Below are 15,030 nucleotides of genomic sequence, written 5' to 3'. Positions count from 1 at the left end.
CGTTAAGCATATTAAATATTATTTTACAAGATAAAATTGCTATAATTTGTTATTTAAATTTGTGTTTTGATTAGGTGTTGTGGAATGGGTTATATTAGCACTTTAGATTCTATATTATTTAAGATTTTTCTTGTATTTTTTATTTACTCTCAATGTGTTTTTGCTCAAATTATTAATATAGAAAATTTTAATTATAGAGATTTTTTGGATTTTGGGCAAAATAAGGGCGTGTTTGGCGTAGGGAACAATGCGTCTAATTCAATAGATTCTAATAAAGTAGGGCAGAGTGGAAACGCAAACATCCAAGTAGGGCAGGGCTTAAATCCAAACTCACAATTACAACAAAATGGGAATATAAACGCGCAAGTAGGGCAGGGTAGTTTTTCAAATCAAAATGTGTTAAATGGTAACACTAACATTACGATTAGTGGGAAAAATAGTAACATTTTGCTTCCAAATTCGCCCTTTATCAATTTGCAATCTCAAAGCAATTTTGGGAATCTAAATCATTTAGGCGATGGTTTTGTCACCACCGCAAATCATGTCGATGATAATTATGATACAAATAACGCATTCCTTAAATTTGGCTTAAGCCTGTATAATATCGCAGGGCAAAATATCGATGGCGAGGGCAATGGCGTTAGTAGCATTTATGGACGTGATAGCAAATTTTTGCGTTTTGATAAATATGTTGTCGAGGGTGAATCTAGCCTTTTAGAATCTAGCTTTAAAAACACGATAAATGCGAGTGATAAAGCCTTGCAGGAGCAAAATCTTAAGGCATTTCAAGCGGCTCTAAACGACTTTAAGGACGCGGATGGCAACATTTACCTTTATGGTAGCGGCTCTGGGATGCTTACGTTGCGTGGAAATGGCAATACTTCGCTTGGTATGGATGCAAGTGGGGAGCGACGTGGTGGCTTTTTTGGCACGCTTAGCGGGAGTGGGGCGTATGGGACGAGTATGTGTAATAATAATTCTACGGCTGGATGTGTTACTTCTGGTATCACTTTTGCTATACACCCTGATGATATGTTTCAAAATGTAACTAGTAGTGGCGATAGCGGCTCTCCTATTTTTGCTTATAACGCTAAAAAAGGTGAGTGGGTGCTGCTTGGCGTGGCTTCGCAGAGTTTTTCGCACTTAGGGCAGAATGATACGCGATATTCCTTTGTGAGCGACAAGGATTTTAGCGATTTTAAGGATAAATTTACGCAAAAAATCGCTTTAGATTCTAGGGCTTGGAATCTTAGTAATCAAGGTTTAGAATCTTCGGCTGGTGGTAGCTTTGTAGGTTTGCAAGGTAATAAAGATATGCTCTTTAGCGGTGGGGGCGAAGTTTCCGTGACTAATAATATTATTAGAAATATTAGCGGACAGGCTGGTGGCTTTATCTTTGCGGATTCTAATAATGCGGTTAAATACACTTTTAGCTCGGCAAATGGGCAGAATTTTTATTTTAAAGGTTCAGGGTTAAATGTGGGTAAAAATGTAACACTTGAGTGGGCTTTGCGAAATCAAAGTGGGGATATTTTACACAAAGTTGGCGATGGCACTCTTGTAGTGAAAACTTCTTTTATCCCTGCGGATTCAACGCAGAATCTAGGCTTTTTGAAAGTAGGGCAGGGCAAAGTGATTTTAGATTCTAATACTAAGTTGTATGAGGGAATCTATATTGTAAGTGGTCGCGGGAGTGTGGAGCTAGTCGCTGGGAAAGGCGAAGCGTTGGGTGCTACTAAAGATTCTAATGGTTCTTATGTGTTATCGCAAGATAAAACTTCACAGATGGGAATCTATTTTGGTAGTGGTGGTGGAATCTTGGATTTAAAAGGTAATTCATTGTCTCTAAACACGATAGCCGCAAATGATTCTAATGCTATTATCCTAAACTCATTAAGTGGCGTTGCGAATAAGTCGGTGCTAGAAATCGGTGGCTTTGGCTATGATACTAATGGTAACAAAATGGCTACTAAAGCCGATACATTAATCCATGCAAGTATCGGCAATCTCCCAACGCGAGATACTCAAGGAAATGTAACTAATAGTAACGCTACAAATATTGACATTGTGTATAATGGTAACAAAGATTCTGGTGCTAATCTTATTTTTGATGGAAATATTAACACAAATGGTAGTTTGGAATCTAATAACGCAAATATTACTCTGCAAGGACATGCGACAACGCACGCAATTATTAGCAATGCAAGTGATAGAAATGCTGTGATACAGGCGCACAAAAATGCGGGAAATCCGCTAGATTCTAGCGTTGATTTAAGCAAACCTAGCACTTTGGGGCAGAGCGATTATGATACGCGTGAGTTTAATTTTGGCTCTGGAATTACTTTGAAAAATTCGAATCTAAATATCGGTCGAAACGCTGTTGTAAATGCAAATATCAATTTAGATTCTAACTCAAAAGTTACTTTTGGTAACGCTTTTAGTAGTAAGGTAACTCATTTTATTGATAATAAAGATGCGGCAAATATTAATTCTAATGGTTTTGGGTATTTTCAAAAGTTAGAATCTGGCGTGTTAAGTGATAATTTGGTAAATGATTCTATTAGCTTTAATGGCGAAATTAGGGCAGTTGGCGGGGTTATAGAATCTGGTATAAGCCATTTTAATGCTACTTTAAATCTTAGTAATGGAGCGAAATTGAACGCGAGTTTTTTAACATTAGATTCTAAAAATAGTGTTACTTTTAGTAATGCAAGTGGGGAAATTTCAAACTTACATATTAAAGATATAAATAGCCTAAATAATAAGCTAAATTTGAATAATTCAACACTAAATATTACAAAAAGCCTAATTTTTGAAAATGCAAATGTGAGCTTAGATTCTATAGAATCTTCATTGCAAAATAGCGGTGCTACTTTAAGTAACAAATATGATATTACCGCTTTTTCAAACTCAAATATAAAAGCAAATGTGTTAAATGGTAACATTTATCTACATATCGGTGCTACTTTAAGTAACAATATAGTGAATCTCGGCGGTGAAAAAAGTAGCATAGTGGTGCAAGATTCTAATACAAGCTTAAATGTGGCTCAATCTATTAATGTAAAAAGTTTAGAATCTAGCTTGATGTCCGCGATAAATGGTGGGAATATAGAATCTAAAAATGTAAATTTAGAAAATGTAAAGTTAGCATATTTTACAAGTAATAAAGATTCTAAAATTACAATAACTGAAACTTTTAGTGCTAAAAATTCTAATATTAATATGATTTTACGTGATAATGCTATTTTTAAAACCCAAATTTTAAGTTTGCAAGATTCTAAAGATTCTAAGATTGATATTTATGATAGCGCGAGTTTAGAATCTACTAAGCTAAATCTTAATAATTCTACACTGAATCTAGATTCTAAAAATATTAGTATAAATGAAATAAATTTAGAAAATAATTCTACTTTAAATTATAATGTAGATTCTAAACTTACAAAAAATATAACTTTAAATAATAACTCAAATCTTAATTTTAACGCAGATTCTAATAATTTACAAAGCGTTACTTTAAGTAATAATTCAATCGCTAGATTTAATACATTTAGTTACCAAACGCAACAAATAAGCACAGATTCTAACTCGCAAATTTATTTTAATACCTTTAATCTCGCCCAAGATTCTAATAAAACGCATAATCTTAATGCAAATACAAATATTTTACAGAATCTAAATTTAAATAATGTTGGAAACTCCACTGCTAACGATGAAAATCGCTACCACGCCCTAAATATCACACAGAATCTAAACTTAGAATCTAACGCAAAAATTAATGTAAATTTTGACAAAACGATACTAAATGTAACAGGTAATGATGTGGAAACGGGTAAATTTTACACACTTTTAAGTGCTAAGCAACTAAGCGATAATCGAAGTGATAAAAAAATAAATTTCACTTTTGTAGATTCTAATAAAGAATTTTTTATGGTTAGCAAGGTTGAAAATAACGCAATTTTGATTAAATTTTTAGAAGATAATCCAAAAAGTTTTATAGAAGTAAATAAGCGGATAAACCCTGTGTATAGCGACATTGCAAAGATTCTAATCGAGCATAATTCACAAGATTCTACACTTGATACTGCCGTTAGCACGGAAGATTATGATAAACTAAATGTGTATTTAAGTAACATAGAATCTAATTTAAATGCTTTGTCAAAAAACGATTTGCGTAAAATTAACACAAATATATTATTTGCGAATAATCATTCTATAAATACGCGTGTAAATTATGTGCGATATGCGGAGAGATTCTATAATAATGATACTTTTAGTAACACTTTTTTGCAAGATTCTAAGAATTATCCACAAGATTCTAGCAATTATTCGCAGAATCATAAAGATTTTAGCAATTCGAAACATCTAAAAAATGCTACCTTTAGTAACGCACCCCTTGCCCTAAATGCTACGAATAGTAACGTGGAATCTAAAAGCGATATTCCATTACCAAACCCCTTAAAAGATTCTATACAAGAAAATGAAATCCCTAAAAATCCTATAAAACAAAGCTATCACCCCTTAATTCTAACAAATACAAATGCTCAAAATAACGCGTGGGGCGGCATTTCCGCAGGATATTTTGGTGGTGAAAGCAGCATGGGCTTTTATAGTTTGAATGTAGGCTATGATAGGCTGCTGAAAGACGCGTTAGTGGGCGTTATGATGGGCTATGGTAATTCGAGTGCTACACTTAATAGCCTAAAAGATTCTAGCCACCTGCTAAATCTTGGAATCTACACACACGTGCCACTAAAAAATCACGAGATTTCTAGCAATCTTAACGCACTTGCTACTTTTAGTAACAAAACGATGACTAACGATAACGCAAATAGTGTAAATTTTGCCACTTTGTGGAATACATATTATAAATACACATTTAATTTTGGCGATAAAAAGCTAAGGCAGAGTATAAAACCGCTCGCGCTTTTTGGAGTGGGCTTTAATCATATCGGCGAAGTGCGTGGAAATACCTATCGCATGGAATCTTACAGCGATTTTAGCCTTGAGCTAGGCTTAGGGGCAGAATACACTTTGGCGAGAAAAAACCTATTTTTAAGCGTGCAGTTTCTAGCAAGACAGCCCCTTTTTCACACAAAAGATTCTATAAATCTAACCTTAGCAAACGCAGTGAGCGTAATAAATTACAACTTGCGAAAGGACACAACCGCCTTTGAACTCGCATTCACCGCCGCTCACAGCTTTAAGGAGAGATTTTATATGCAATACGCCTTTTTGAATCTAGTGGATTTAAACACCAACTTCGCCCTGAAAGCCGACATAAAATTTGGAATCTTGTTTTAATATTTAGCAAAAATCACATAAAAATCTTATAATGGCAAAAAACAAAGGATTCTTATGTGGGGACTAAGATTTGTTAATAGATTTTTGTTGTGTATTTTTGTAACATTTAGCTTGACAAATGCCGAAAATGCCGAGCTTAAAAGCATTAATAATGAAGAGATTCAGCAGTATTTTAACACAAATGATTGCGAACACAGCGAAAGCAAAGTGTGTAAAACAATAAAAGATTTTTTATTTTCACTAAATGTGCTAGAAAAAATCCAAGAAAACAACCTAATTTTAGCCTACAAAAAGGAAAGTACGAAAAAAGCAAAAAGCAAAAGCGATATAAAATACAAGGACAATCGCCTAAAAGAGCTAAATGACGGCGGCACACAAAAGCTAGACTACCACGATATACAAAGCAAGGAAATCGTTCTTGTGACAAAGGATGAATACATCGCACTGCGTAAGTCAATGCTTAGATTTTGTAAGAATTTTGAAAAGCTAAGCACAAGTGAAAAAAATCTAATTTTTGAGTTAAAATGGCACAAAATTGACATTTTCCGCGATGAAAACTTCATCAAACAATTTTGCAAGACAAAGTTTTAAAGTTGTAAAAAAGATTCTATAATTCTTATGTCAGTTAAAAGGAGAGAGATTGAAAAGCATTATGTATCATTATGTGCAAAAGAGTAGGGCGGAGCTACCATATTTTCGGTATTTGGACTTTAGTAATTTTCAAAAGCAGCTTGATTTTTTTGAGAGTGAATATGGCTTTGTGGAGTATGATGATTTTTTGGCACTTTTGGATGCCTTATTAGAATCTAATTTAGATTCTAAAAAAATAGAATCTATATATAAAAAAATGCAAGGCAAGATTCTATTAACATTTGATGATGGGCTTAAATGCCATTATGAGTATGTTTTTGGCGAGTTTAAAAAGCGAAATTTGTTTGGCTTATTTTTCATCCCAACAGGTGTTTATGAGCGTTCAAAGGCGTTAGATGTGCATAGAATCCACTATCTTACAGGTAGCATTAAGTCAAAAGATTTGTATGAATATGCTAAGAAAATTACGCAAGATTCTATGTTAGAGCATAGAGAAAAGTTTGAAAATACCACATATTTAAAGCAAGATAATGATTTTTACACACAGGAGTTTAAAAGGCTTTTTAACTACTATATAAAGTATGAATTTAGGGAATCTTTGCTAGATAATGTAGTGGAGCATTTTTGTGGTGGGTATGATATTTTTGCTAATTATTATTTGAGCGAGAGTGAAATTATGGAAATGGATAGTCAAAATATGTTTATAGGCTCACATAGTGTCAATCATTTTGTGCTTTCAAAATTAAATAAGATGGAGCAAAGTAGCGAAATTGTAAATTCTTTTAAATTATTAGAAAAAGTTTTAGAATCTAATTTAGATTCTAATAATGAATGTCAAAAAATGATTGTGGGGGGGGGGGCAATCACTAGCTAATAATCCTTTGCAAGATTCTAACCTACAAAATATTTCAAACTCAAAAAGTCTCAAATACAAAACATTTTGCTACCCTTATGGTGGCTCGCACACATTTAACGCCGATAGTGAAAGCATCCTAGCAAGTCTTAAAGTGCTATTATCTTTTAGCGTGGAAAGTAGGGATACAACCTTGCAAGATATTTTACACTACGCTTTGGCTCTCCCTAGATTTGACTGCAATGAATTTCCCTTTGGCAAGGCTAGCCTGGGATAGATTAAAAAGTTGGTTTTGTCGTAGATTTTTTATTTTTCTTATAAAAAAAATTCTATAATATAGAATCTAAAAGGAAGAATATGACAAAACTTGCGATATATCCTGGGACCTTTGACCCGCTTACAAATGGGCATTTAGACATCATTCGACGTAGCAAAAATATGTTTCAAAAAGTAATCATTGCGGTGGCAAATTCGGCGTCAAAAAAGCCGATGTATAGCCTAGAGCAACGCAAGGAAATGATAAATCTCGCGTTAAATGAGAATAAAAGTGACTTTAGCAATGTGGAGTGTGTTACTTTTAGTAACCTTTTGGCGACTTTTGCACGCGATTTGGGGGCGCGTGTGATTATCCGCGGACTGCGTGTGGTGAGCGATTTTGAGTATGAGCTGCAGATGGGCTATGCGAATGCGAGCCTGAATGACCAGCTTGACACGATTTATTTTATGCCAACGCTTGAGAATGCCTTTATTAGCTCATCAATCGTGCGAAGTATTATCGAGCATGACGGGCATTTTAGCCACCTTGTGCCGCGCAGCATCCACGATTATATTATGAATTTACAGGTAAAAAAATGAAGTATTTTGTGATTGAGGGCATTGATACAAGCGGGAAAACTACGCAACATAATATGTTAAAGCAGAAGCTAAAATGTTATGATTTATCTAACTTAATGGATGATAAAGTTATAGATTCTAATATTATTTTTATAAATGAGCCGGGCGTTACTCCCTTTGGTAAAAATATTAGAAATATGCTTTTAAAGCAGGATTTAGATGTTTCAAATCGCGTGAAATTCCTGCTTTTTTTAAGTCAAAGGGCGGATATTTTTGATAGGATTTTTGCTTTGGAATCTAAACTGCAAAAAGATTCTAAAGATTCAAAAGAAATTATAGAATCTAGCAACTTAGATTCTAAAAAGTTAGAAAATTCACAACTTTTAGATTCTAAAAAAATAGATTCTAAAAACCTTACAATTATCGCGGACAGAAGCCTAATTTCAGGCATTTCTTACGCATTTTTAGATTCTAATTTAGAATCTTTATTTGATTTTAATCTTTTTGCTACGCATAATTTTTTGCCACAAAAAGTCGTATTTTTAGAACTTTCTAAAGATGAATTACAAAAGCGATTAAAAAATAAAAAGCTAGATTCTATCGAGAAAAATGGCATAGATTATTTGCTAAATATTCAAAATAAAATGCGCGAAGTGCTAGATTTTATGCAAACTTATGCAAAGAAAAAAAGTTACACAATTCCACAAATTTTAGAGCTAGATTCTAGCTTGTGTGTAGATTCTATACATCAAAAAATTATGGATTTCTTTTTTGAAAACTAACAAAAATGAGTAGTTTTTACACATAATTAAAATATAAATGTAACAAAAAGTAAAGGTTTTAAAATGTATTGCGCGACTTGTGAGCGTTTTAGTTTTCATATTATTTGCAAGAGTTGCCTTAATAATTTGTGGTATATAGATTCTAAAAGGGAGCTTGAAAATGGCTTAAAAGTCTTTAGTAGCTTTGCTTTAAGCGAGATAAAAGAGCTAGTGCTAAGTAAAAATAATGTGATAGGCTCAAGGGTTTTAGCTCGTCTTGGTAGCTTTGGTGTGAAAAAATTTTTTATGCAAAATAGCGAACTTTTGTTTGAAAAAACTCTAGATTCTATAGAATCTAAAAATACGAAAGTTATAGAATCTAGAGATTTTTACAAAAAAGATTCTATAAATGTCTCGCAAGATTCTATAGAATCTAAAATACGCAAAAAAGATTCCATAGAATCTACAGAATCTATAAAGAAAAATTGCGCCATTGTCTGCGTGCGAAACAAACAAATCGGCGCGTATAGCCATAGTGCGATTTTGGCTAAATGCTTTAAAAAGTTTGGTTTTAAAGTGTTTTATAACGCGCTAATCGCCCAAAATGATGTGCGTTTCACTTCGCTCTCACTAATCCAAAGGCTTAAAGAAAGCCGCGATTTTAGCTTTAAGATTCCGCAAAATTTTAGCTTTATAATCATCGTGGATGATATTATAACCACAGGACAGACGCTATTTCAGGCAAGTGAAATTATAAAATCTAATGACAAAATCCCCCTTTTTGCTTGGACCCTTTGTGATGCAAGATATTAAAATCTAATCTTTAATAGAATCTAAAAAGCGGGGACTACCGAGCCTTGATAAGTATCCTCTATAAACTTTTTCACCTTTTCGCTTTGCAAGGCTTTTTTTAACGCCAAAATATCAGGGCGATTTTCATCACCTTTTCTTACGACTAAAATATTTGCATACGGCGAACGTGCATCTTCTAATAGCAGGGCATCTTTGGCACTTAAGCCTGCTTGCATAGCAAAGTTCCCATTGATAATCGCGGCATCCACATCAGGCAAGGTCTTAGTTAGCAGCCCAGCCTCAAGCGTCTTAAACTCAAGTTTTTTTGGGTTGCTTTTGATGTCAAACTTTGTCGCAGTCAAGTTTTTAGGGTCTTTTAGCTCTATTATACCAGCGTTATGCAGCAGGATTAGGGCGCGCGCACCATTGCTAGGGTCAGCAGGGATGGCAATCACGGCTTTATTGTGTAGGTCGTTGATGTTTTTTATTTTTTTACTATAAACGCCGATAGGCTCGACATGGATTTGCGCGATGCTAACAAGGTGCAGATTTTTGTCCTTATTGATTTTCTGCAAATAGGGCAAATGCTGCATAAAGTTCGCATCTAACGACTTGTCCTCAAGCGCAAGATTAGGCATTACATAGTCGCTAAATTCCACAATTTTAAGGTTTATGCCCTCATTTTTTAAATCTGGCTTAATGACCTCTAGAATCTTTGCGTGTGGCACAGGAGTAGCGCCCACTTTTAAATCTCCAGCGTTTAATACACTCATAACTATAGCAAAAGCAAAACTTACATTTTTCAAAACTTTTAGCATAAAAAGCTCCTTAATTAAAATAGATTCAGTATTTTAACATAAAAAAGTTAGAAAAATATTAATATTTTAATTTCTCAAAAGTTTTTAGGATTATATCGGCGGTTTGTTTGGCTAGGTTTAAGTCCATATTTTGATGGCAAGGGATACTTAGCTCTGCGTGATAAAAGTCTTCGGCGTTGCGTAAAAGTGGATAGTTAAATTTTTGATAGGCTGAAAAGTTGTAAATGGGCTTATAATGCACCTGCACGCCGACATTTTGCGCGTTTAAATCATTTGCGATTTGCTCCTTACTACACACATATTTTGGGTCTAAAAGCAGTGGATAAAGATGGCGTGTGCTTTGGGTTTTTTGGAAGTTAGATTCTATAAATTCTTTGGAATCTGGCTTCTTAGATTCTATAAATTCTTTAGAATCTTGGCGATTAGATTCTATATTGTTAGGGTTTTTAGAATCTAGATTCTGTGATTTATTCAAATTAGATGTTTCGCTTTTGCTCAACATGACGGAATGAGATGTTTCATTTCTACTCACTTTTATAGAATCTTGCGTTTTTATAGAATCTGGCGTAAAAAAGAACGGGTTTCCCTTAAAATATTCATTATAAAATTGCGCTATTTTTTCGCGTTGCGTGATAAAAGATTGCAGACGCTTCATTTGCGACAAACCAAGTGCAGCGCTAATTTCATTCATCCTAAAATTAAAGCCCAAAGTAATGCAATCATAGTTAAAAAGGCTCTTTTTTACCACACCATGCGAACACACAAGCCCCGCCAAAGTCGCAAAAAAGTTACTATTTGTAACAAGTGCGCCGCCTTCACACGTGGCAATTGGCTTTACCGCATGAAAGCTAAAAATGCTAACATCCGCAAAACTCCCAACTTTTTCGCCCTGAAAAGTCGCCCCAAACGCGTGACTAGAATCTGAAATAAAAAGCAAATTATGCTTTTCACAAAGCTTACGCAACGCCACCACATCCACGCTATTACCCGCATAATCGACCGAACAAATCGCTAAAGTATCGTCCTGCAAGGCAGATTCTATCTTTGCGGTGTTGATATTTCCATTCATTTCAATATCCACGAAAATAGGCGTAATGTCATTTTCAAGCATCATATTTGTCGTGGCAACAAAGCTAATAGGCGTTGTTATGATACTTATTTTTTTCTTTTTTCGCGCACTCGCAAAATTTGGAGCATCCATTAAACGCAAAATCTTAGAATCTAAGCAATCTTTAGAATCTTTAATCAAATTCCGCACAAAATCCGCGTTATAAACCATATCTTTCACACCGCGAAATGCCGCATATAACGCAGATGTAGCCGAGTTAAACGCAATCGCTTTTCCCACGCCTACAAAACTAGCGATAGAATCTTCAAACTTTTTTACTTGCGCCCCTTGCGTTAAATGGCTTGATTTTAAAGCCTGTGTGACGCTTAAAATGTCGCTATCATCGATACTTTGCGTGCTGTATGGCAGAAATTTTTCTAACATCTTAAAACCTTTTAGCTATAATTTGAAATTTAAAAATATAGCAAAATTTAGGCTTAAAAATCCCAAAATTTACGCAAATAGGAGTGAAAAAATGGTAAAAATTTGGTGTGATTTTATTGAACGCGGCTTCCTTGAGAGCGAGTTTAGAGAGCTTGTGAATCGCGGTAAAATAAGTGGGGCGACTAGTAATCCTAGCATTTTTGCAAATGCGTTAAAAAGCAAAAACTATGCCGATTCTATACAATCGCTAAAAGCACAGGGTAAAAAGGGCGAAGAAATTTATGAAATCTTAGCGATAGAAGATATAAAATTAGCCGCTAAGATTCTAGCCCCACTGCATGAAAAGGACGCTAGGGACGGACTTATAAGCCTTGAGCTAAACCCAGCTTTGAGTGAAAATGTCCCAGCGAGTATTGATTCTGGTGTGCGGCTGTGGCGAGAAATCGATAGTAAAAATGCGATGATAAAGGTGCCGGCGACAAAAAGCGGCTATGAGATTATGGAGCAGCTGATGTTGCGAGAAATCAATGTGAATGCGACTTTGGTTTTTAGCAAGGCTCAGGCGCGTGAAGTTTTAGCGGCGTTTAAACGCGCTGGCACGGGGGCGCAAGGGGTTATTAGCGTGTTTGTCTCGCGATTTGATAGGGTGCTAGATTCTAAGCTGCCGCGTGATTTGCAAGGCAAAATCGGCATTGCAAACGCGATTGATATTTACAAGGATTTTTGCGCGGAAAACACGAGCGAAAATTATAGAATCTTATTTGCTAGCACGGGCGTGAAAACCTTGAATGACGTGTATGAGGACGCTGGATATTATGTGTATCCGCTGGCTTTTAGTGATTGTGTGAATACCTTGCCGCTTGATACGTTGAGTGCGATTGATTTTTCGCGTTTGTCACCGCCTACAAGTTTAGAAAGCCACGCCTCACACGACTTTTTAAGCATTTTAGAATCTTTAAAAGACTATAAAATCAACTTGCACGAAACACAGCACAATTTGCTAATCGAGGGCTTAAAAGCCTTTGAAACAAGCTTTGAGGAAATGCTAGGCAGCCTTTAGAATCTAGATTCTATACCACTCAAAGGTTTGTTTTGTTTTTGTTTAAGCAATAATGATTAATCAATTTATAGATTCTATATTTATAAAAAATATCACTAATTTTATATGTAATCTCACATTTTTTATGCTATAATCCCAACTTTTAACCTTGCTCCTAAAAAAATGTTTTAGGGGCTTAAACCACAAGGAGAAATTATGAGTGCGAAAAGTGCGAAAACTTCGAGCTTGAATGTCGCTACGAATAACACAAAGCGGCATTATGAGACGATGTTTATACTAAAACCGACTTTAGTTGAAGAGGAAATCAAGGCTAGGATTGACTTTTTCAAGGATGTCATTACCAAAAATGGTGGCGAGATTGAGACCTGTCTTGATATGGGAATGCGAAATCTTGCGTATCAAATTAAGAAAAATCATCGCGGATATTATTTTGTGATTTATTTTAGGGCGACTCCTAGCCTTATTGCCGAGCTTGAGCGGCTTTATGGCATTAGCGAGGATGTGTTGCGTTTCATTGTGATAAAATATGAGAGCAAAAGTGAGCAGACAGCCTGGCAGAGCCTTGTAAATCGGGCGAATAAAAAGGAAAAGCCAAAGACCTTAAAAAAAGATGATGGCGTGTATCGCGAGAGAGGGCGTTATCCGCGTGATAGGGATTTAGATTCTAAAGATTCTCAAAGTGAGGGTAAGGAAACTAAGGGCGAAGATTCTATAGAATCTAGTGGTGAAAAGCCTGCTAAAAAGACGCATACACCGCGAGATTCTAAGGATTCTAAAGAGGCTAAAAGCGAGTAAATTATGTTTAATAAAGTGATTATGATAGGGCATTTGACACGCGATGTGGAGCTAAAGCACCTAAATACCGGCGTGGCTGTGGCTGACATCGGCTTGGCGTCAAATAGTCGGTATAAAAAGCAAGATGGCAGTATGGCTGAGGATACTTGCTTTGTGGATGTGACGCTATTTGGCAGGACTGCGGAGGTGGCAAATCAATATCTGCGTAAAGGCTCTAAGATTCTAATCGAGGGCAGACTGCGATATGAGAGCTGGACTGACCAGCAGGGCAATAAGCGAAGCAAGCACAAGATTACAGCAGAAAGCCTTGAAATGCTAGATAGTAAGGCTCAAAGTGAAAATCGCGCAAATCAAGGCTATGGCGACTCTTATGGCTCGCAAGGCTCGTATGGCGGCTCTAATTATGGCGGTGGCTATGGTGGCGGCAACTACGGCGGCTCAAACTATAATCAAGGCTCTTATGGCAGCTATGGTAGCAACTATAATCGCGGTGGTAATTCTGGTGGTGCGTCAAATGCGGCTAAAAATCCAAATGACATACCAGAAGTGGATGTAGATGATGAAGTGCCATTTTAATGGTTTTTAGGTAATTTTTAATTTTTAAGAAAAAGGACACACAATGGAAAGAAAAAAATATTCAAAAAGGTATTGCAAATACACAGAGGCAAAAATCGATTTTATTGACTACAAAGACTTAGATTTGCTAAAGCATTCACTTTCAGAGCGATATAAAATTATGCCAAGACGCTTGACAGGCAACTCAAAAAAATGGCAAGAAAGAGTTGAAATAGCAATCAAAAGAGCGCGCCACATGGCACTCATCCCTTATGTAATCGACACTAAAAAAGTGGTGGAAAATCCTTTTAAGATATAGAATTTAACGTGAGATATATCATTTGCATATTTATTGTTGAAGATATTATTAAAAAGAATTTAGGTTTGTGATATTAAATTAATAAAGGTGACTAATGCCTGTGCCACGCACGATGAGGGATGAGTGGGTTGAGATTTTAAGGGATGAATTTGAGAGTGAGTATTTCAAAAATATCATTAAAAATTACAAAAATGCCCTGCAAAATGAAGTCGTTTTCCCCCCACGTGAGCTGATTTTTAACGCGTTTAATCTTACAAAACCACAAGATATTAAGGTCGTGATTTTAGGGCAGGATCCTTATCACAATAGCGTGTTTGTCGGGGGTGTGGAAGTTCCGCAGGCAATGGGTTTGAGCTTTAGTGTGCCGCCTGGTGTGACGCCGCCGCCGAGCCTAAAAAATATCTACAAGGAGTTAGAAGCAAATCTTAATTTTAAGCCGCCAAAGTGTGCAAATGGCGGTGTTAGCGGCGATTTGAGCCTGTGGGCTAGTCGCGGTGTGTTTTTGCTAAATTCGATTTTAAGTGTGAAAAAAAATGCGCCTGCTTCGCATCGGCACTTTGGCTGGGAGATTTTTACGGATAATGTGATAAGGCGTTTGAGTGACGAGTATAGAGGGATAGTTTTTTTATTATGGGGGAATTTTGCTAAGAAAAAGGAGAGCCTGATTGATAAGGCAAAACATGCTGTAATTACCGCGCCACATCCTAGCCCTTTGGCACGCGGCTTTCTTGGCTCGCAAGTTTTTTTAAAAGCAAATGAGGCATTGAGTTATTTTAATAAAAGTGTGGATTGGGAGCTTAATACTATTATATGAATTACATAAATGTTACAAAACTATACACATCTAAAAAATTTTTAT

General features: G+C 35.7%; 13 protein-coding genes and 1 pseudogene. 12 read left to right on the top strand and 2 right to left on the bottom strand.

Annotated elements, in window-relative coordinates; all coding sequences use genetic code 11:
* The first annotated feature begins 84 nt into the window (after positions 1-84).
* The 7 genes from LS64_RS05000 to LS64_RS04970 all read left to right on the top strand — a co-directional run bounded on the left by LS64_RS05000 (position 85) and on the right by LS64_RS04970 (position 9,153).
* Complete coding sequence (locus LS64_RS05000) at positions 85-5,301, top strand: S6 family peptidase (protein ID WP_034572895.1); 5,217 nt, start codon at positions 85-87, stop codon at positions 5,299-5,301.
* A gap of 54 nt (positions 5,302-5,355) precedes the next feature.
* Positions 5,356-5,892, top strand: coding sequence for a hypothetical protein (locus LS64_RS04995; RefSeq protein WP_034572897.1), 537 nt, complete (start codon positions 5,356-5,358; stop codon positions 5,890-5,892).
* Between the two features lie 49 nt (positions 5,893-5,941).
* Complete coding sequence (locus tag LS64_RS04990; protein ID WP_118988438.1) at positions 5,942-6,766, top strand: polysaccharide deacetylase family protein; 825 nt, start codon at positions 5,942-5,944, stop codon at positions 6,764-6,766.
* Positions 6,738-7,022 (top strand): polysaccharide deacetylase family protein, encoded by a 285-nt coding sequence (locus tag LS64_RS04985; RefSeq protein WP_118988439.1) that lies wholly within the window; start codon positions 6,738-6,740, stop codon positions 7,020-7,022. The genes LS64_RS04990 and LS64_RS04985 overlap by 29 nt, the downstream gene beginning before the upstream one ends.
* A gap of 80 nt (positions 7,023-7,102) precedes the next feature.
* Positions 7,103-7,600: a pantetheine-phosphate adenylyltransferase gene (gene coaD / locus LS64_RS04980; RefSeq protein ID WP_034573085.1), complete on the top strand. Its 498-nt coding sequence runs from the start codon at positions 7,103-7,105 to the stop codon at positions 7,598-7,600.
* A complete protein-coding gene (locus LS64_RS04975) occupies positions 7,597-8,361 on the top strand; it encodes a dTMP kinase (protein WP_034573087.1) in 765 nt (254 codons plus the stop codon). The genes coaD and LS64_RS04975 overlap by 4 nt, the downstream gene beginning before the upstream one ends.
* Positions 8,362-8,424: 63 nt before the next feature.
* Complete coding sequence (locus tag LS64_RS04970) at positions 8,425-9,153, top strand: hypothetical protein (RefSeq protein ID WP_034573089.1); 729 nt, start codon at positions 8,425-8,427, stop codon at positions 9,151-9,153.
* A 20-nt stretch (positions 9,154-9,173) separates the two neighbouring features.
* On the opposite strand, the gene LS64_RS04965 is transcribed toward LS64_RS04970, so the two are convergent.
* Positions 9,174-9,950 carry a MetQ/NlpA family ABC transporter substrate-binding protein gene (locus LS64_RS04965; protein ID WP_034573091.1) on the bottom strand — a complete coding sequence of 259 codons (777 nt, stop codon included), beginning with the start codon at positions 9,948-9,950 and terminating at the stop codon, positions 9,174-9,176.
* A gap of 58 nt (positions 9,951-10,008) precedes the next feature.
* Positions 10,009-11,442 (bottom strand): DegT/DnrJ/EryC1/StrS family aminotransferase, encoded by a 1,434-nt coding sequence (locus LS64_RS04960; protein ID WP_052062622.1) that lies wholly within the window; start codon positions 11,440-11,442, stop codon positions 10,009-10,011.
* 91 nt (positions 11,443-11,533) lie between these two features.
* Between LS64_RS04960 and LS64_RS04955 the strand changes: the two genes are divergently transcribed.
* The 5 genes and pseudogenes from LS64_RS04955 (at position 11,534) to ung (ending at position 14,985) form a co-directional block, all read left to right on the top strand.
* Positions 11,534-12,502: a transaldolase gene (locus LS64_RS04955; protein WP_034574842.1), complete on the top strand. Its 969-nt coding sequence runs from the start codon at positions 11,534-11,536 to the stop codon at positions 12,500-12,502.
* Positions 12,503-12,697: 195 nt separating this feature from the next.
* Positions 12,698-13,087 (top strand): annotated as a pseudogene (rpsF, locus tag LS64_RS13155) (30S ribosomal protein S6); the annotation flags it as partial.
* 213 nt (positions 13,088-13,300) lie between these two features.
* Positions 13,301-13,873: a single-stranded DNA-binding protein gene (locus LS64_RS04945; protein ID WP_118949325.1), complete on the top strand. Its 573-nt coding sequence runs from the start codon at positions 13,301-13,303 to the stop codon at positions 13,871-13,873.
* Between the two features lie 43 nt (positions 13,874-13,916).
* Positions 13,917-14,171 carry a 30S ribosomal protein S18 gene (gene rpsR, locus LS64_RS04940; RefSeq protein ID WP_034570005.1) on the top strand — a complete coding sequence of 85 codons (255 nt, stop codon included), beginning with the start codon at positions 13,917-13,919 and terminating at the stop codon, positions 14,169-14,171.
* A gap of 94 nt (positions 14,172-14,265) precedes the next feature.
* A complete protein-coding gene (gene ung / locus LS64_RS04935; protein WP_034570004.1) occupies positions 14,266-14,985 on the top strand; it encodes a uracil-DNA glycosylase in 720 nt (239 codons plus the stop codon).
* Positions 14,986-15,030: the final 45 nt, after the last annotated feature.

Source organism: Helicobacter saguini (assembly GCF_000762875.2).
GTDB lineage: Bacteria > Campylobacterota > Campylobacteria > Campylobacterales > Helicobacteraceae > Helicobacter_A > Helicobacter_A saguini.
The sequence above is the reverse complement of the archived record's forward strand: the minus strand, read 5'-3'. Positions and strand labels throughout refer to the sequence as shown.

Bases quoted from the DNA above. Each gene is read 5' to 3' on its own strand.
- LS64_RS04955 (WP_034574842.1), top strand. From the start codon at position 11,534: ATGGTAAAAATTTGGTGTGATTTTATTGAACGCGGCTTCCTTGAGAGC.
- LS64_RS04975 (WP_034573087.1), top strand. From the start codon at position 7,597: ATGAAGTATTTTGTGATTGAGGGCATTGATACAAGCGGGAAAACTACG.
- coaD (WP_034573085.1), top strand. From the start codon at position 7,103: ATGACAAAACTTGCGATATATCCTGGGACCTTTGACCCGCTTACAAAT.
- LS64_RS04945 (WP_118949325.1), top strand. From the start codon at position 13,301: ATGTTTAATAAAGTGATTATGATAGGGCATTTGACACGCGATGTGGAG.
- LS64_RS04995 (WP_034572897.1), top strand. From the start codon at position 5,356: ATGTGGGGACTAAGATTTGTTAATAGATTTTTGTTGTGTATTTTTGTA.
- LS64_RS04965 (WP_034573091.1), bottom strand. From the start codon at position 9,950: ATGCTAAAAGTTTTGAAAAATGTAAGTTTTGCTTTTGCTATAGTTATG.
- LS64_RS05000 (WP_034572895.1), top strand. From the start codon at position 85: ATGGGTTATATTAGCACTTTAGATTCTATATTATTTAAGATTTTTCTT.
- ung (WP_034570004.1), top strand. From the start codon at position 14,266: ATGCCTGTGCCACGCACGATGAGGGATGAGTGGGTTGAGATTTTAAGG.
- rpsR (WP_034570005.1), top strand. From the start codon at position 13,917: ATGGAAAGAAAAAAATATTCAAAAAGGTATTGCAAATACACAGAGGCA.
- LS64_RS04970 (WP_034573089.1), top strand. From the start codon at position 8,425: ATGTATTGCGCGACTTGTGAGCGTTTTAGTTTTCATATTATTTGCAAG.
- LS64_RS04960 (WP_052062622.1), bottom strand. From the start codon at position 11,442: ATGTTAGAAAAATTTCTGCCATACAGCACGCAAAGTATCGATGATAGC.